This is a genomic window from Micromonospora acroterricola (assembly GCF_003172955.1).
In the GTDB taxonomy this organism is placed as follows: domain Bacteria; phylum Actinomycetota; class Actinomycetes; order Mycobacteriales; family Micromonosporaceae; genus Micromonospora; species Micromonospora acroterricola.
Genome location: NZ_QGKR01000132.1, coordinates 1 through 16,329, shown reverse-complemented (window position 1 = coordinate 16,329; position 16,329 = coordinate 1). Strand labels below are relative to the sequence as shown.

Annotated in this window: 14 protein-coding genes and 1 riboswitch; of the genes, 7 read left to right on the top strand and 7 right to left on the bottom strand. The window is 74.3% G+C overall.

The features are described 5' to 3' along the window. Positions 1–78 precede the first annotated feature (78 nt). Positions 79–588 carry a mycothiol transferase gene (locus tag DKT68_RS05455; protein ID WP_109816340.1) on the bottom strand — a complete coding sequence of 170 codons (510 nt, stop codon included), beginning with the start codon at positions 586–588 and terminating at the stop codon, positions 79–81. A 74-nt stretch (positions 589–662) separates the two neighbouring features. Here DKT68_RS05455 and DKT68_RS05450 point away from each other — a divergent pair, with 74 nt between their 5' ends. After that, positions 663–1,178 carry a 2'-5' RNA ligase family protein gene (locus DKT68_RS05450; protein WP_109816328.1) on the top strand — a complete coding sequence of 172 codons (516 nt, stop codon included), beginning with the start codon at positions 663–665 and terminating at the stop codon, positions 1,176–1,178. 44 nt (positions 1,179–1,222) lie between these two features. Here DKT68_RS05450 and DKT68_RS05445 read toward each other — a convergent pair whose 3' ends face one another. Together DKT68_RS05445 and DKT68_RS05440 are read right to left on the bottom strand one after the other, a co-directional pair. Then, positions 1,223–2,437 carry an RNA polymerase sigma factor gene (locus tag DKT68_RS05445; RefSeq protein WP_201748916.1) on the bottom strand — a complete coding sequence of 405 codons (1,215 nt, stop codon included), beginning with the start codon at positions 2,435–2,437 and terminating at the stop codon, positions 1,223–1,225. Between the two features lie 20 nt (positions 2,438–2,457). Continuing rightward, entirely contained in the window at positions 2,458–2,820 is a 363-nt protein-coding gene (locus DKT68_RS05440; protein ID WP_109816326.1) for a YciI family protein, read from the bottom strand. Between the two features lie 530 nt (positions 2,821–3,350). On the opposite strand from DKT68_RS05440, the gene DKT68_RS05435 reads away from it, so the two are divergent. Further along, the gene (locus tag DKT68_RS05435; RefSeq protein ID WP_146218288.1) at positions 3,351–3,542 is read left to right on the top strand and encodes a hypothetical protein; all 192 of its coding nucleotides are present in this window, start codon (positions 3,351–3,353) and stop codon (positions 3,540–3,542) included. Between the two features lie 10 nt (positions 3,543–3,552). Here DKT68_RS05435 and corA read toward each other — a convergent pair whose 3' ends face one another. Next, a complete protein-coding gene (gene corA, locus DKT68_RS05430; protein WP_109816325.1) occupies positions 3,553–4,683 on the bottom strand; it encodes a magnesium/cobalt transporter CorA in 1,131 nt (376 codons plus the stop codon). Positions 4,684–4,911: 228 nt separating this feature from the next. On the opposite strand from corA, the gene DKT68_RS05425 reads away from it, so the two are divergent. The 5 genes from DKT68_RS05425 (at position 4,912) to DKT68_RS05415 (ending at position 9,787) form a co-directional block, all read left to right on the top strand. Next, a complete protein-coding gene (locus tag DKT68_RS05425; protein WP_109816324.1) occupies positions 4,912–6,864 on the top strand; it encodes an amino acid transporter in 1,953 nt (650 codons plus the stop codon). An 82-nt stretch (positions 6,865–6,946) separates the two neighbouring features. Further along, positions 6,947–7,058, top strand: a riboswitch (SAM riboswitch). A 32-nt stretch (positions 7,059–7,090) separates the two neighbouring features. Then, complete coding sequence (locus DKT68_RS31100; RefSeq protein ID WP_161556621.1) at positions 7,091–7,231, top strand: hypothetical protein; 141 nt, start codon at positions 7,091–7,093, stop codon at positions 7,229–7,231. Positions 7,232–7,334: 103 nt separating this feature from the next. Further along, positions 7,335–8,225 (top strand): ABC transporter substrate-binding protein, encoded by an 891-nt coding sequence (locus tag DKT68_RS31365; RefSeq protein WP_201748914.1) that lies wholly within the window; start codon positions 7,335–7,337, stop codon positions 8,223–8,225. A 39-nt stretch (positions 8,226–8,264) separates the two neighbouring features. Beyond that, the gene (locus tag DKT68_RS31360; RefSeq protein ID WP_201748913.1) at positions 8,265–9,047 is read left to right on the top strand and encodes an amino acid ABC transporter permease; all 783 of its coding nucleotides are present in this window, start codon (positions 8,265–8,267) and stop codon (positions 9,045–9,047) included. Continuing rightward, positions 9,044–9,787 (top strand): amino acid ABC transporter ATP-binding protein, encoded by a 744-nt coding sequence (locus DKT68_RS05415; RefSeq protein WP_109816323.1) that lies wholly within the window; start codon positions 9,044–9,046, stop codon positions 9,785–9,787. The genes DKT68_RS31360 and DKT68_RS05415 overlap by 4 nt, the downstream gene beginning before the upstream one ends. Before the next feature lie 12 nt (positions 9,788–9,799). Here DKT68_RS05415 and DKT68_RS05410 read toward each other — a convergent pair whose 3' ends face one another. The 3 genes from DKT68_RS05410 to DKT68_RS05400 all read right to left on the bottom strand — a co-directional run bounded on the left by DKT68_RS05410 (position 9,800) and on the right by DKT68_RS05400 (position 16,313). Beyond that, on the bottom strand, positions 9,800–11,110 hold the full coding sequence (locus tag DKT68_RS05410) for a hypothetical protein (protein WP_109816322.1): 1,311 nt from the start codon (positions 11,108–11,110) through the stop codon (positions 9,800–9,802). Positions 11,111–11,246: 136 nt separating this feature from the next. After that, complete coding sequence (locus tag DKT68_RS05405; protein WP_109816321.1) at positions 11,247–12,821, bottom strand: Na+/H+ antiporter; 1,575 nt, start codon at positions 12,819–12,821, stop codon at positions 11,247–11,249. A gap of 126 nt (positions 12,822–12,947) precedes the next feature. Further along, a complete protein-coding gene (locus DKT68_RS05400) occupies positions 12,948–16,313 on the bottom strand; it encodes an AfsR/SARP family transcriptional regulator (RefSeq protein WP_109816320.1) in 3,366 nt (1,121 codons plus the stop codon). Positions 16,314–16,329 lie beyond the last annotated feature (16 nt).

Below are 16,329 nucleotides of genomic sequence, written 5' to 3'. Positions count from 1 at the left end.
CCCCCCGCTTCCCCGCAGGATCGCCCTCGGCAGGGTGAGGCTGCCTCACCCGAAGGGGGTGACGGCGCCGGCCTCCGGTCAGTCGGCGCCGATCAGGCCACGTACGTAGGCGGCCTGGCCGACGTGCTGCAGGTCGTCCTCGGCGATGCTGACCAGCCGGACGCCGAGGGTGACCGGCGGGTCCCACGTCTCGTCGACCACGCGGTCCAGGTCCGCCGGGCGCAGGTCGGCCAGGAACGACGAGGTGCGCGCCGAGACCGCGTCGTAGTAGTCGATCAGGGCCTGGGCGCTCTCCGGCCGTACCGCCGCGACCTGGGCGGCCGAGTGACCGTAGCCGGTGTTGTCCGGGTCGGCGGTGAGCCCGAAGCGGCCCGCCCAGTCGCCGGTCACCCAGACCTGCTCGGCGTCCAGCAGGTCGGCGACGTGGTGGTCCTGAACGCGGGTCAGGTGCCAGACCAGCCAGCCGATGGTGTTGGCGCCCGGGCCGGGCGGGCGGCCCAGCTGCTCCGGGCTGAGGCCGTCGACCGCCGCCCGGACGAGGTCGGGCAGGCGGTCGTACGCCTCGGTCAGCAGTTCACTCACGTCCACGGTCACGCCTCCTGGTCTCTCCGATCGGGTACCGCCGGGACGGGCCGTCAAACCTCGGCCGCTACGGTGATCAAGTGGTCGCGGCGTTGGAGCTGTATCTGGACCGGGACGCCACCCGGCGGATCCGGGTGCTCTGGGACGCGCTGGAGGCCGAGGGCGTGCAGAGCATGCGCTCGCTGCTGGAGCAGCGCCACCGACCGCACCTCTCGCTCGCGGTCGCGCCCAGCTTCGACCCCGAGCAGGTCGCCGCGGCGCTCCACGGCACGGTCGTGGCCGCACCGCTACGGCTCGACTTCCAACACGCCGGCCAGTTCGTCGGCCGGGTGCTCTGGCTCGGCCCGACGCCCACCCCGGAGCTGCTGGCCCACCACCGGCTGGTGCACGACCGGCTCGCCGCCGCCGGCATCAACCTGGTCGAGCACTACCAGCCGGGGCGCTGGGTGCCGCACTGCACGCTCTCCATGCGGGTGCCGAACGCGTTGATGGCCGCCGCGGTGCGCCGCTGCCTGGAGGTGCTGCCGCTGGCCGCGACCGTGGTCGGCGCGGCACTCACCGACCACGCCCGCGGCATCGCCCACCCGCTGCCCTGACCCGGCGCGCCGAGCGACAGCCGCCGCCAGCCGGCCCGCGTCGGTCAACCGAGTCGTGCGGCGCGGTCCTCCAGGTATCGGCGCTCCGGCAGGCTGGTGCTTCGCCGGGCCGCGTCCAGGTAGCCGGATCGGGCGGCGGCGGGGTCCCCGGCCAGCTCGAGCAGGTGGGCGCGGACCGCGCTGAACCGGTGGTGCCCGGCGAGCCGCTGGTCGCCGTCGAGGGTGGCCACCAGTTCCAGCCCGGCGTCCGGCCCGCGCACCATGGCGAGCGCCACCGCGCGGTTCAGGGTGGTCATCGGATTGGGGGCGATCCGCTCCAGCAACTCGTACAGGGCGTGGATCTGCGCCCAGTCGGTCTCCGCGGCGCATCCGGCCTCGGCGTGCACCGCGGCGATGGCCGCCTGGATCTGGTACGGGCCGATCACGGAGCGGGGCAACGTCTCGGTGATCAACGCGACGCCCTCCTGGATCAGGTCTGCACGCCAGCGCCGCCGGTTCTGCTCGGCCAACGGCACCAGGGCGCCGTCCGGCCCGGTCCGGGCCGGACGGCGGGCCTCGGTGAGCAGCATGAGGGCCAGCAGCCCGGCCACCTCGCCGTCGTCGGGTAGCAGCCGGCGGACCTGCCGGGTGAGTCGGATCGCCTCGCCGGTCAGCTCGGCGCGGTGCAACGCCGGACCGGCACTGGCCGTGTAGCCCTCGTTGAAGATCAGATAGAGGACCTGGAGGACCGCGTCGAGCCGCTGGTGGCGCTCGGCCTCGGCCAGCACCCCGAAGCGGCCCCCGGCGTCCCGGATCCGCTGCTTGGCCCGGCTGATTCGCCGGGACATGCTCGCCTCCGGGACCAGGAAGGCCCGGGCGACCTCCGCGGTGGTCAACCCGCCGACGGCGCGCAGGGTCAGTGCCACCTGCGAGGGAGGTGTCAGCGCCGGGTGGCAGCAGAGAAACAGCAGGGTCAGCGTGTCGTCGTCCACGACGACCGGCTGCGCGTCCGCCGGCGGGGCAACGAGGTGGTCGGCCGGGGTCAGCGCCACGGCCGCCGCCTCGCGGCGAGCCCGGGCCGCGTCGGCGCGGTGCTGGTCGGTCAACCGCCGGGACGCCACAGTGATCAGCCACCCCTGCGGGTTGCGGGGCAGGCCCTCGACCGGCCAGCGCTGCGCGGCCGCCAACAGCGCCTCCTGGACCGCGTCCTCGGCGGCGGCGAACCCCGCCCCGTTCCGGGCCAGCGCGCCGAGAACCTGCGGCGCCAGCCGGCGCAGCATCTCGACCAGGCCGTCGGTGCTCACATCTCCATTCCGTTCAGCTGCATCACCGGGCGGACCTCCACCGCGAACAGGCTCGCCTCCGGCAGCCGGGCGGCGATCTCGGTGGCCCGCTCGAGGCTGTCGCAGTCCACCAGGTCGTATCCGGCCAACTGCTCCTTCACCTCGGCGTACGGGCCGTCGGTGACGCTGCGGGCGCCGTCCCGGACCCGGACCACCCGACTGTGCAGTGCGTCCGCGAGTGCGTTTCCCCCGAGGTACTCCCCGGAGGCGACCAACTCGTCGACCAGGGCCGCGTGCTCGCGCGCCATCTCCTCCCGTTGCCGGCCCGGCAGGGCCTGCCACGTCGCTGGCGAGCTGTAGATCAACAACAGGTACTTCATCGTTCACCCTCTCCTGGCCCTTCACGACCGTCGCACAAGCCTCGTCCGAGCGCCCACAGAGACGTCGGAGCGACACCGCCGATCAGGACACGCGCGTCACCGGGCGATGTCGGAATCGACGCGACAGCTCCGTCGTCCCCGTGGAAGGCCCGCACCGGGCGGGCTGGGGAGAGGAGGCGATCATGCGGGACGGTGTCGATCGGCGACGGCGGCGAGGGCTGGACCTACTCGCGCTGGTGGGGCGCAGGCCCAGCGACAAGCGCGTCGATCCCGATGTCGGACGGTCCGCGGCACGCCGCCGAGCGCTGGCGTGGGCCCACGCCGCCGCCTGGGCGCAGCTGCACCGCTGGTGAGCGTCCCAGGGGGCGGCGACAGTCGGGAAACCGAAAACAAGGGGTGCGAACGACGCCGGGCGTGCGATGGTGCGAGATGGCTGCTGTACCGGCGGCGACCTGCCTGACACGCGGGTGGCCCGGCCGGCGGCGCGGGTGCACGCCGCGCCGCGGAGGCGGCGTCGACGAGGAGAGGCAGTGCCCATGCAGGCTCAGCGCAGGCCACCGCGCACGGAGCGGAGCCAGACCCGGGACGACCGGACCGGCGGCGGCATGACCGGGGCCGCCACGCCCCTGACCATCTGGGCCGCCGCCGTGCTGCTCGGCAGGATCGGCGCGGGCGACGACGACAGCGAGGACGAGCGGCACATCCTGCGCGGCATCGAGTGACCCTCGACGGTCACAGCCAGCCGCGCCGCTTGAAGATCAGGTAGAGGCTGCCGCAGACCAGCCCCATCAGCAGCAGCGCGAACAGGTAGCCGTAGCGCCAGTTCAGCTCCGGCATGTGGACGAAGTTCATCCCGTACACGGTGCCGATCAGCGTGGGCGCGAACAGGATCGCCGCCCAGGACGACACCTTCTTCAGCTCCTCGTTCTGCGCGTAGCTGGCGGCGGTGAGGCTGCGCATCTCCTCGTTCTGCTGTTGCGAGACGAGCGTGGCGTTGACGGTGAGGATGTTCTGCAGCAGGTGCCGGAAACCGTCCACCCGTTCCACCACCTGCGTGAGGTGGTCCGTCACGTCCCGCAGGTAGCGCCGCAGCTCCTCGTCCGTCCCGTAGTTGCCGGCGCCGGCAGCCAGCGCGTCGAGCACGGCGAGCAGCGGGCGGGCGGCCCGCTGGAACTGGATGACCTCCCGGCTGAGCCCGTAGATCCGCCGGCTGGCGTTGGGATCGCCGCCGAAGACCTCGGTCTCGATCTCGTCGATGTCGTTCTCCAGCCCGGCCACCACCGGCGCGTAACCGTCGACCACCTGGTCGAGGATCGCGTACAGGACCGCCTCCGGGCCCTGGGCGAGCATCTGCGCGTCGGCCTCCATCCGCCGCCGCACGGCGGCCAGGTCCGGCGCCTCACCGTGCCGGACGGTGACCACGAAGCCGGGCCCGATGAACAGGTGCAGCTCGGAGAACTCGACCTCCTCGCGCTGGTCGTCGTAGCTGGCGGCGCGCAGCACCACGAAGAGCGTGTGCCCGTACCGTTCCAGCTTGGGCCGCTGGTGGGCGTTGATCGCGTCCTCCACCGCCAGGTCGTGCAGCCGGAACTCCCGGGCCAGCGAGGTGATCTGGTCGATGTCGGGCCGGTACAGCCCGATCCAGGCCATCGCGTCGTCCTGCTCCTGCAGGCAGCGGTACGTCTCGGCGAGGCCGGCCGGCGACGCGAACCGGTGTCCACGGATGTAGACGGCGCTGTCGATCAGGCCGCCGGTGGGCGGTGTCGTGGGCTCGTTCTGCGGCGGCTCGCCGACGCGGATCTCGTGCTCGTCGAGCTGGCGGCCGAAGCCGTCGCCCGGGCGGAACCGACGGCCGCCGACCATGACCCGCTCCCTCCGCGGACGCACGCTCCGGCGGCTGCCCGAACCGTCCGGGGGTCGTCGGGCGGGACGCCGGGACGCGCTGCTTCCCCCGTGCCCACAGCCCGAAACCCTCCGAGGCGCCGCCCGGCGGCCAGCCCGGTCGGGGCGTGTTCCCCGCACCGGCGGACGGGCACCGGCCTCCGGGCGGATACTCGCGGTGACCGTGGGCGGACGACGGGGGAAGCGCCGATGGAGGTCGACAGGCGCGCCGGCCGCCGGACCGCTCGGCTACGGCGTTGGCTGTTCGACAGCGGTTCGGAGCAGGCGGTCCAGCGGCACGGCCCGCACGCCCGCCCACCGGAGCACCGGCATCATCCCTGGTGGAAGGTGATGTGCCTGACCGGTGTCGACTACTTCTCGACGCTCGGTTACCAGCCGGGCATCGCGGCGCTGGCCGCGGGCGCGCTCTCGCCGGTGGCGACCCTGGTGCTGGTGCTGGTGACGCTGCTGGGCGCGCTGCCGGTCTACCGGCGGGTGGCGGTGGAGAGCCCGCACGGTGAGGGCTCCATCGCGATGCTGGTACGCCTGCTGAGCTTCTGGCCCGGCAAGCTGTTCGTGTTGGTGCTGCTCGGTTTCGCGGCCACCGACTTCATCATCACCATCACCCTCTCGGCGGCCGACGCGACCGCGCACATCGACGAGAACCCGTTCCTGCCCAGCGTGCTCAAGGGCCACGAGGTCGCGCTCACGCTGCTGCTGGTGGCGCTGCTGGGCGCGGTGTTCCTCAAGGGTTTCGGCGAGGCCATCGGGATCGCCGTCGTCCTGGTCGCGGTCTACCTGACACTGAACGCGGTGGTCATCGCCGACGGGCTGTGGCGAGTGGTGACGCACCCGAGCGCGGTCGAGGACTGGAGCACGGCGCTGACCACCAGCCACGGCGATCCCCTGCTGGTGGTCGGGCTCGCGCTGCTGGTGTTCCCGAAGTTGGCGCTGGGCCTGTCCGGCTTCGAGACCGGGGTGGCGGTGATGCCGCACATCCGGGGGGACCGGCAGGACTCCGAGGACCGGCCGCTGGGCCGCATCCGAGGCGCCCGTCGGCTCCTCACCACCGCCGCCGTGATCATGAGTGTCTTCCTGGTCACCAGCAGCATCACCACCACCATCCTGATCCCGCCCGAGGCGTTCGAGCCGGGCGGGCCGGCGAACGGTCGGGCCCTGGCCTACCTGGCGCACGAGTACCTCGGCGAGGTGTTCGGCACGGTCTACGACATGTCCACCATCGCCATCCTCTGGTTCGCGGGGGCCTCGGCGATGGCCGGGCTGCTCAACCTCGTACCCCGCTACCTGCCCCGCTACGGCATGGCGCCGACCTGGGCCCGGGCCGTCCGGCCGCTGGTGCTGGTCTTCACCTCGGTGGCGTTCCTGATCACGGTCGTCTTCGGGGCGAGCGTGGACGCGCAGGGCGGCGCGTACGCCACCGGGGTCCTGGTGTTGATCACCTCGGCGTCGACGGCGGTGACCCTCGCGGCGCGACGCCGCCGCCAGCACGGCCGCACGGTCGCGTTCGGGATCATCGCGACGGCCTTCGTCTACACCACGGCGGCGAACGTGGTGGAACGTCCCGACGGCGTGAAGATCGCGGCCTGCTTCATCGGCGGGATCATCGTGGTGTCGGTGCTGTCCCGGCTGATGCGGGCCTTCGAGTTGCGGGTCGACCGGATCGAGCTCGACCCCGAGGCCAGCCGGCTGATCGACGAGTACGCCGGGCGCCGCATCCGCCTCATCGCACACGAGCCGGCCAGCCGGGCCCCCGCGGAGTACCGCGACAAGCTCGCCCAGACCGTCGCGGACAACGACTTCCCCGCCGACAGCGCCGTGATCTTCGTCGAGGTGACGGTCACCGACCCGTCGGACTTCGAGACCGAGCTGCTGATACGCGGCAGCGTGGAGCACGACCGGTACCCGGTGCTGAGCCTGGCGAGCTCCTCGGTGCCCAGCGCGGTGGCCGCCCTGCTGCTGGAGATCCGCGACCGCGCCGGGCGGTGCCCGCACATCTACTTCCAGTGGACCGAGGGCAACCCGGGCGGGAACTTCCTGCGCTACCTGGCGTTCGGCCACGGCGAGATCGCCCCGGTCACCCGCGAGATCCTTCGCCGGCAGGAGCCCGACCCGCGCCGCCGACCGCACGTACACGCCAGCTGATCCGCCGGACGCCCGTCGCGGACGGTGAGGGTGGTCATAGCGACTGGACGATCCACCTCCCCCGGCTGCTAGCCTCGGCGCAGGTCATGAGCGCCAGCGCGAAGCCCCGGCTCGCTGGCCGGCAACCCTCCTCCGCGGTGGGGTGCCCCGGGTGAAGACCAGGCACCGGCACGACGTCGGTGCAAGCGTGGCCTGGCACCCAGGTCAGCACAGACCCGGGAGAACCATGGACATCCTCAGCACCACACCACCAGCCGACGCCGCGGACGCCCGCACCGGCTGGCCACCACCGGCGCTGACCCGGCGGCGGCACGTGGACATGATGCGGGTGTGCAGCGCCGCCTGTCGCGGCCGCTCCGCGCGCTAGCGCACCCCTCCACCCCGAAACCCATCCCCAGCGGTACGCCCACCGGGCGCACCGTCGGCGACGCACGTCTGTGCGCGCCGCTGCGCAACCTTCGGAGACACCTGTGCGATTCCTTCCTGCCCTGACCCGCGCCGCCGCCCTGGGAGCGGCCACGATCCTGGCCGCTACCGCCCTCACCGCCTGCGGCGACGACGCCTCGTCCGACGCGGCCGGCAACCCGTACGGCCTGGCGCAGCCGGGTGTCCTGCGCGCCGGGACGCTGACCGACGCCCCGCCGAACGTGTACCTCAAGGACGGCCGGTTCACCGGCTTCGACAACGACCTGCTGACCGCGGTGGCCGGCAAGCTCGGCCTGAAGGTCGAGTTCGTGGGCACCGACTTCTCCGCGCTGCTCTCGCAGGTCAACAACCGCAAGTTCGACGTCGGCAGCTCCTCGATCACCATCACGGAGGCGCGGAAGAAGACGGTCGACTTCGGCAACGGGTACGACTTCGGCTACTTCGGCCTCGACGTGCCGACCGGCTCGCCGATCACCGGCTTCGACCAGCTCGCCGGAAAGCGGGTCGTGGTGGTCCAGGGCACCGTCCAGGACGACTACGCCACGGGCAAGCAGCTCGACCCGGTGCGGGTGCCGGACTACAACGGCGCGATCAACCAGCTCAAGGCGGGTACCGCTGACGCGTGGATCGCCCCGGCGGAGATCGGCGAGAAGTCGGCCGCCGACAGCAACGGCAAGATCACCGTGGCGGCCAAGGAGCTGAGCCCGGCGCCCACCGCGTACGCCGTCGCGAAGGGCAGCGACAAGTTGCGCGAGGCGCTGAACAAGGGCCTCGACGAGGTGATCGCGGACGGCACGTGGAGCCGGCTGCAGGCGCAGTACTACCCGGGCCGGCCGGTCCCGGCGGACTTCCACCCGGGCAGTGGCACGGTGGCCGTCCCGGCGGCGCCGTCCGCGTCGACGTCGGCCGCGCCCTCCGCGTCGGCCGCGTCCTGAACGGGTGACGAGCGAGCGGGGCGGTAGGAGAGGCGACCGATGGATCCGTTGAGCACCCTGTGGGAGACCTTCTTCGACTGGGACGCCATGCGCGACGCGCTGCCCGAGATGCTGACCGTCGGGTTGCCGAACACGCTGATCCTGGCGGTCTCCGCCGCCCTGCTCGGCTCGGTGCTGGGCCTGCTGCTGGCCGTCGCCGGCATCTCCCGCAGCCGGTGGCTGCGCTGGCCGGCGCGCGTCTACACCGACGTGTTCCGCGGGCTGCCGGCCGCGGCGACGATCCTGCTGATCGGCGTCGGGCTGGCGCCGCTGGGCATGCGGGTCTGGGGACCCGACCCCTACCCGCTGGGCATTCTGGCGCTGTCGCTGATCGCGGCGGCGTACATGGGGGAGATCTTCCGCTCCGGTATCCAGTCGGTGGAGGCCGCGCAGCTGGAGGGCGCGAGGGCGTTGGGCTTCTCGTGGGCCGACTCGATGCGGCTGGTGATCATTCCGCAGGGCATCCGGCGGGTGCTGCCGGCCTGGGTCAACCAGCTCATCGCGCTGATCAAGGACTCCAGCCTGGTCTACTTCCTCGGGCTGGTGGCCAGCCAGCGGGAGCTATTCCGGATCGGGCAGGACTACGCGGCCACCACCGGCAACGAGTCCGCGCTGCTGCTGGCCGGGCACTTCTACCTGGCGCTGACCGTGCCCCTGACGCACGCGGTGAACTGGATCGACCGGCGGTTGCGCCAGGGCCGGCCGGCCACCGCACCGACCGACGAGGACGAGGACGACACCGGGTCGGCGCTGGCCGGCACGACCGAAGGGGAGCGGCGATGACCACCGGCACGACGACCTCGGTCAGCCTCGACGTACGCGACGTGCACCTCGCCTTCGGACCGAACCGGGTGCTGCGCGGCGTCGACCTGACCGTGCCACGCGGCGCGACGGCCTGTGTGATCGGGCCGTCCGGGTCGGGCAAGTCCACTCTGCTGCGCACCATCAACCGTCTGATCGAGCCGGACCGCGGCGACGTGCTGCTGGACGGGCGCAGCGTGCTGCGCGACGACCCGGACGCGCTGCGGCAGCGGGTGGGCATGGTCTTCCAGCAGTTCAACCTCTTCCCGCACATGAGCGTGCTGCGCAACGTCACCCTGGCGCTGCGCCGGCTGCGCGGGCTCGGGGAGGACGAGGCGGAGGCGGTCGCCCGTGCGCAACTGGATCTGGTGGGGCTGGCCGGCAAGGCGGACGCCCGACCGGCGCAGCTCTCCGGCGGTCAGCAGCAGCGGGTGGCGATCGCCCGGGCGCTGGCGTTGCGCCCCGAGGTGATGCTCTTCGACGAGGCCACCTCGGCGCTCGACCCGGAGCTGGTCAAGGGGGTCCTCGGGGTGATGGCGGACCTGTCCGCCGCAGGCATGACCATGGTGGTGGTGACCCACGAGATGGGTTTCGCCCGGCAGGTCGCCGACACCGTGGCCTTCATGGACCGCGGCGTGGCGCTGGAGGCCGGCCCGCCGGAGGCGATCTTCGAACGGGCGGAGCACCCCCGGCTGCGCCGGTTCCTCGCCCAGGTGCTCTGAGCGGCATCCGCGTCAGCTGGCCTGCCGGCGCAGGTGCGCGGCGAAGGCCCGCACGTCACCGAGCAGCAGCAGGATGGCGTTGCGGTAGGCGACCGACGCCCACAGGTGCAGCTCCTCGTCGTCCAGGCCGCCGAACGCCAGCGACAGCGCCTTGCGCCGGCGCCGGTCGAGCACCTTGTGGGGGCGGGCGAGCAGGTCGCCCTCGCGCCGCAGCGCCTGCAGATAGGCGGCCACCGCCTCCTGGTAGTGCCGGCCGGCGACCCGCTCCAACAGGGTGAACTCGAAGACGTTCAACGCCGCCTCGGACTCCCAGTAGGCCGGGTCGTCGCGCTCCGGCGCGCTCGCGACGTGCCGGCCCATCGCGTGCCGGGCCTCGTAGAGCAGCAGGACGCCCCGGCCGGTCGTGCTCAGCGGCCGGCGCGGCGCGGGCAGCCGCAGCGTGCGCACGGGCGCCCCGGCGGTCAGGTCCATCGCGCCGGCGTACGACGGCATCCGCTGCGCCCCCGGGCCCGGCTCCGGCACCAGACACGCCCGCTCCTGGTAGGCCAACGGTCCGCCGGAAGGCAGCGCGCGCAGCGCCGCCGCGTGCAGATCGGCCAGCGACCGGTCGTCCGGGCCCTGGCCGGGCGGGAGGGTGAGGACGAGACCGGTGGCGCCCGGCACCGGCACGCCCAGCACGCAGGAGTTGCGCAGGAACGCCCAGGTCGCCGCCGCCTCGCGGACCCCGCTCGCCACCGCCTGCGCGTCGGCCCGCCAGTCCCGGGCGATCCGCAGCCGCTGCTGGAGATCCGCCGTCGCGGCGGCGTCGTGCGGGTACAGCTCGCGCAGCGCTCGGGGCAGCGACCCCACGCGCAGGTCCAGCGGGTCGCCGCTCGGCGCGGGCACGGCGTGCCGCGGGCAGTCGGCGTCGCTGTGCGGATCGCCGGTGACCGCGTGGCAGTCGCCGAGCCAGCTCGCCCCGGGCTGGCCGACCGGCCGGGCGAACGCGAGGTGGGGCAGCCGACCGGTGCGCAGCACCGTCTCGTACTGCGGTCGGGCGCGTGCCGTCCGCATCAGGTCCAGTGGCAGCACGTACGCCAGTGCCAGCACCGCTTCGAAGACGGCGCAGTGCGGGCAGGCCGGGCCGCCGGAGTCGCGCACGCGGTAGCGGCGCCGGTGGTCGACGCCGGGCTGCTCCCACTGCACCCCGATGACGCCGTCGCCCTGCGCCATCAGGTACAGGAATTCGGTGGCGCCACGCTCGCGGGTGACCGAGGTCAGCTCGTCGAGGAACTCCTGCTCGGTGACCACCCGCAGGTCCGCATCCGTCGCCTCGGTGGTCATGGGCACCCCCTCGCGGACCGGACGCATCGACCGATGCCGAACCAGTTCCACCGTACCGGGTGGTGGGTGGACCAGTCGGCCGCCCGCGGCCCGGCGACTGTCGCCAATCCGTCGGTCGGCCGGCCACGGATCACGGTCACTCGGTGGTGCCGCGGCCCAGCAGCCGGATCTCCTCGTTGTCCAGCGCCGCCTGGAGTTCACCCAGCACGAGGTCGTCGATCTCCCGGCTGTCGCGCAACCGCGTGACCTCCCGCCGCTTGTGGGCGAGGACGCCGAGGCGCAGTTTGTGCTCCAGGCGGCGTTCCTCCGCGGTACGTCCGCCACCCTCGTTGACGTCGTCCAGATGCCGCCGGTACTCGGCCTCCAGCCGGCGTACGGCCTCCTCGTCGGCGCCGATCTCGGCGGCGACCTGGGGCAGCGCGGCCAGGCCCACCTGGGTCGCCCGCATCCGTGCCTGCCGCAGCTCGTCGGCGCGCTCGGGGTCGCCGGACAGCCCCGCCCAGCGCACCACCACCGGCAGGGTGGTGCCCTGAAGGAGCATGATCAGCACGATCACCAGCGCGGTGACGAAGATGATCAGGTCGCGTTCGGCGACCGGGCGACCGCTGGCCGCCGTCGTCGGAACCGCCAGGGCGGCGGCGAGTGAGACCGCGCCCCGGAATCCCGACCAGCCGGCGACCGTTCCCACCCGCCAGCCACCCTGCGCCTGGTTTATCCGCGCCACCCGGCGGTCCAGCAGCCTCAGCGATTCCGCCGTCAGATAGACGAAGAGCAGCCGGGTGGCAAGGACGACCACGGTGACCACCAGCACGATGGTCACCGCCCGCTGCGGCGAGGCGCTGGTGATGCTCTTCACCGCCCGCGGAATCTGCGTGCCGAGCAGGACGAACAGCCCGCCGTTGATCAGGAACGTGGACAGGTCCCAGAAGGCGTACGCCAGCACCCGGGACCGGGCGCGGATGACCCGGGGGCCGGCGTAGGCCAGCACCAGGCCGGCGACCACCACCGCCAGCACGCCGCTGGCGTGCACCGCGTCGGCGAGCAGGAACGCGCCGAACGGCGTCAGCACGCTCAGCCCGCCCTCGCGCAGGGGATCGTCGAGCCGCTTGCGGATCAGCACCACCGCGCCGCCGACCAGCAGCCCCGCGATCACCCCCCCGGCGCTGGCCCAGACGAACTCCTCACCGATCCCGAGCGCGCCCGGCCTCGAGGTCCCGGTGAGCAGGCCCACGGTCACCGCGAAGAGCACCAGGGCCGTGCCGTCGTTGATGAGGCTCTCCGCGTGCAGGGTGGTCAGGAGCTTCCGGGGCAGCCGCTTGGCCAGGCCGGTGACCGCGGCGGCGTCGGTCGGCGCGAGCACCGCCCCGAGCACCCAGGCGGCGGCGGGGTTCACCCCGAACGCCTGCGCGGTCAGCGACACCGTGACCATGGTGAGCACCACCAGCACCACCGCGAGCAGCCCGATCGCCGGGAGGTTGGCCCGGATCTCGCGCAGGCTGAGCGTGAGGCTCTCCCGGTACAGGATCGCCGGCAGGAAGATCAGCAGAACCAGGTCCGGGTCCAGGGTCAGCTCGGACAGCGGCGGCACCAGCCCGAGCAGCACCCCGAACGAGATGAGCAGGACCGGCGGCGCGACCCGGTACCGACCGCCGAGCGTGGTGCCGACGAGGACGGTGACGCCCAGCACCACGATCAGGACGAGCCCCTCCACGGCGTACCCCCTTGATCCACGGCCGGCGGTGGTCGCGCTGGTGGTTCCATCTGACCGCACCCCGCCCGCCGGTTCCCGAGGAACCGGCAAGTCGCCGGGCGGCGGGCGACACCGCCGCCCCGGCGGTCAGGCCGGGGGCGCGGTGGCGCGGGCTCGGGCGGCGACCGACCGGGCGGTACGGCGGTACGCCGCCGCCTCGTCGTCGCGGCCCAGCGCGGCGGCCAGGTCGGCGAGGTGCCCGGCCACCGGGCCGACGGTGAGCACCCCGCTGCCGGCGGCGAGTTCGTCGGCGGCCGGCCGCAGCTCGACGGCCACGCGCTCCATCGTGGCCCGGTCGCCCAGGGCGAGTGCCGCCCGGGCGGTGAGGCAGAGCCGCGCCTCCCGCAGCAGGTCGTGCGGTCCCTCCGGGAGGGCGCGCAGGGCCGCTGCGGCGGCCTCCCGGTCACCGGCCGCGACGAGCAGCAGCGGTCGTACCCACGGCTCGTGGGGGCCCCAGTCCATGCCGGCCCAGTCCCTGCCGCCGAGCCCGGGGACCGGCCGGTCGGCGGCGTCCGGTCCCGGCGTCGGCCGGTCGTCTCCCGCGACGTCGGCCAGGCGCAGCCCGAGCAGGGCCAGCGGGAGCAGCCCTTCGGTCAGGCCCGGCATCCCCTCGGTGGACAGCCCCTCGGCGGCCGCCCGGTACGCGTCCGCCGCCGCGGCCCGCTCACCGTCGAGCGCCAGCCTCATCGCGGCGTACCACCGGGTGAAGACACCGACCAGCGGCAGCTCGTACCGCTCCGCGAGGCGGTCGGCGGCACGGGCGTGCGCGTCGGCGCCGGCCCGGTCGGCGAGCGCGCAGCGGGCCTGCACCAGGACGAGGTGGCCCAGCACCTCGAAGGTCACCAGCTGGTGTCGGGCGGCCAGCTCGACCAGCTCGGCGCCGATCCGGGCCCGATCGGCGGCCAGGCCGGCGCGGTGGAAGGAGTGCATGAAGCGGGCGTTGAGCGCGAAGGCCAGCAGCCCGGGGTCGTCGATGGTCCGGGCGATCGCCTCGGCCTCCTCCGCCGCCCGGCGGCCACGGTTCGTGGTGGTGCCGCGCAACTCCAGCGCGAGGGTGCTCAACAGCCGGCTGCGCTGCGCCGAGCCGGTGGCACCGAGGTCGGTCAGGGCGTGCCCGGCGGCCCGCACGATCCGCTCCGAGAGCCGCTCGTCGTCGTTGCGGGTCCAGATGGCGGGCACGTCGAAGCCGGCCAGCACCTCCCCGGACAGCCGGGGGTCGCCGATCGACTCGGCGTCGGCGATCGCCTCGGCCCGCCGCCGCCGCGCCTCCGCCAGCCGGCCCGTCACGGCCAGCGCACGTCCCAGGCCGAGCACCGCGCTCAGCCGCTCGCGCCGCTCGCTCCCGCCCGCGCGGTCGTACGCGTCGAGCACCTGCGCCCACAGCCGAGCCGCCTCGTGCGGGTTGCCGCCCCGCTCGGCCTGTTGCGCGGCGGTACGGGCGTAGCCGGCGGCGCGTCCGGCGGCTGCCGGCCCACCGGCGCGCAGCAGGTGGTGGGCCAGCGCGGCGGGGTCGGCGGGCTGGCGCCGCTGCAACACCTCCGCGACGGCCGCGTGCCAGGCCGCCCGGCGAGGCGCGGACAGGTCGGCGTAGAGGGTGTCGCGGACCAGGATGTGGGTGAACCGCAGCCGCCCGTCGGGCTCCTGCTCGGTGAGGAAGCCCGCCTGCAACGCGCGGTCCACGGCGTCCAGCAGGGTCGTGGGGTCGCCGGCCAGGGTGCTGAGCACCTCGGGGTCGAGGTCCCGGCCGAGCACTGCCGCCTGCCGCAGCACGGTCCGGGTCGGTGCGGGCAGCTGCGCCAGCCGGTGCCGGATCACGTCGCGCACCCCGGGCGGCACCGCCGCCAGCGCGGCGGCGCCCTCGGCCGCGTACAGCTGCGCCAGCTCCCGGACGAAGAACGGGTTCCCGCCGCTGCGGTGGTGAATCAGCCGCACGGTGGACGGGTCCAGCTCCGCCCCGGCGACGACGCCGGCCAGCTCGCCGGTCGCCGGCCCGGACAGGCCGGCGAGGTACTCCCGGACGGGCTCCAGCCTTGCGGCCCGGCCCAGCGCGGCGGTCAGCTCCGGGCTGATCTCGGTGGCCCGGTAGGTGCCGAGGACCAGCACCGGTCCGGTGGCCGGCTGCGGGCCGGTGAGCAGCGCGGTCAGCAGGTCCAGGGTGTCCCCGTCGGCGCGGTGCAGGTCGTCGAGGACCAGCAGCACCGGCCCCCGGTGGGCGACCGCCGAGAGCAGGGACGCCACCGCGCGGTGCCGGCGGAACCGGGCCACGGCGGGATCGCCCACGACCCCCGCGCCCTCGACCGCGTCACCGCTCGCGGCGGCCCCCACGGCGCCGGACGGCCCGGCGAGCGCGTCGGTGATCTGCGTCCACGGCCAGGCGGCCGGCGCCCCCTCGTACTCGGGGCTGCGCCCCCACGCCGTGGTCCAGCCCTGGGCGGCGAGCCACCGGGTCAGCGTCTCGGCCAGCGCGGTCTTGCCGGCGCCCGGGTCGCCGCTGAGCAGGGCGAGAGTCGGCCGCCCATGTCCGGCGGCGGCCTCCGCGGCCCGTCGGAGCCGGTCCAGCTCCGCGTCGCGGCCGACGAACGGACGCTCCCGCTCCGGCCCGCCGGATCGAACCGGGCCGGCCAGGTCGGGGGCGGGCGCGACGGCCACGGGCTCGGAGGGCCCGCTCAGGTGCGGCGCCTGGGCCAGGATGTCGGCCTCCAGCCGCCGCAGCTCGGGCCCGGGGTCCACACCCAGCTCGGTCGCCAGGACGTCCCGGGCCTGGCGCAGGGCGGCCAGCGCGTCGCCCTGCCTCCCGGAGCGGTACCGGGCCACCGCGAGCAGCCGCCAGGCGTCCTCCCGTAACGGATGGCTGGCGAGGTGCGCCGGCAGGTCGGCGGCGGCCTCGTCCGGCCGCCCCACCGCCAACAGCGCCTCCGCCCGCCGCTCGACGGCGAGCATCCGCAGCTCCTCCAGCCGATTGATCTCCGCGAACGCCCAGGCCTCACCGGCGCAGTCGGCGTACGCGGGCCCGCGCCACAGGGCGAGCGCCGCGTCCAGCCCGGCGAGGGCAGGCGCGGGCAGTCCCGCCGCCAGCAACCGGCCCGCCTCCCCGGTCGCCGCCTCGAACCGGCCGGCGTCCACCGCGTCCGGGGCGGCCCGCAGCACGTACCCCGGTGGTTCCGTGAGCAGGAGTCGGGGCGGTTGCCGGGGCGGCCGGTCGGGCTCCAGCGCCCGGCGCAGATCGGCGACGAAGGTCCGGATCGCGCCCACCGCGGCCTCCGGAGGCACCTCCCACAGGTCGTCGACGAGCCGGTCGACCGGCACCACCCGGCCCCGGGCGATGAGAAGCCGGGCCAGCACCACGCGCTGCCGGGGCCCGCCGAGCGCGACCGGGCCCCGTCCGGTCGTGGCCGTCACCGGCCCGAGCACACCGAAGGTCACCGCGACGGGTGCCACCGGCTGCCTGGTCATGGCACCAATCTAGGGG

What these genes read in the sequence shown, in the direction of transcription:
- DKT68_RS05445 (WP_201748916.1), bottom strand. Translation starts at nt 2,437, where the DNA reads ATGCTGCGCCGGCTGGCGCCGCAGGTTCTCGGCGCGCTGGCCCGGAAC.
- DKT68_RS05440 (WP_109816326.1), bottom strand. Translation starts at nt 2,820, where the DNA reads ATGAAGTACCTGTTGTTGATCTACAGCTCGCCAGCGACGTGGCAGGCC.
- corA (WP_109816325.1), bottom strand. Translation starts at nt 4,683, where the DNA reads ATGGTCGGCGGCCGTCGGTTCCGCCCGGGCGACGGCTTCGGCCGCCAG.
- DKT68_RS05425 (WP_109816324.1), top strand. Translation starts at nt 4,912, where the DNA reads ATGGAGGTCGACAGGCGCGCCGGCCGCCGGACCGCTCGGCTACGGCGT.
- DKT68_RS31100 (WP_161556621.1), top strand. Translation starts at nt 7,091, where the DNA reads ATGGACATCCTCAGCACCACACCACCAGCCGACGCCGCGGACGCCCGC.
- DKT68_RS31360 (WP_201748913.1), top strand. Translation starts at nt 8,265, where the DNA reads ATGGATCCGTTGAGCACCCTGTGGGAGACCTTCTTCGACTGGGACGCC.
- DKT68_RS05415 (WP_109816323.1), top strand. Translation starts at nt 9,044, where the DNA reads ATGACCACCGGCACGACGACCTCGGTCAGCCTCGACGTACGCGACGTG.
- DKT68_RS05410 (WP_109816322.1), bottom strand. Translation starts at nt 11,110, where the DNA reads ATGACCACCGAGGCGACGGATGCGGACCTGCGGGTGGTCACCGAGCAG.
- DKT68_RS05400 (WP_109816320.1), bottom strand. Translation starts at nt 16,313, where the DNA reads ATGACCAGGCAGCCGGTGGCACCCGTCGCGGTGACCTTCGGTGTGCTC.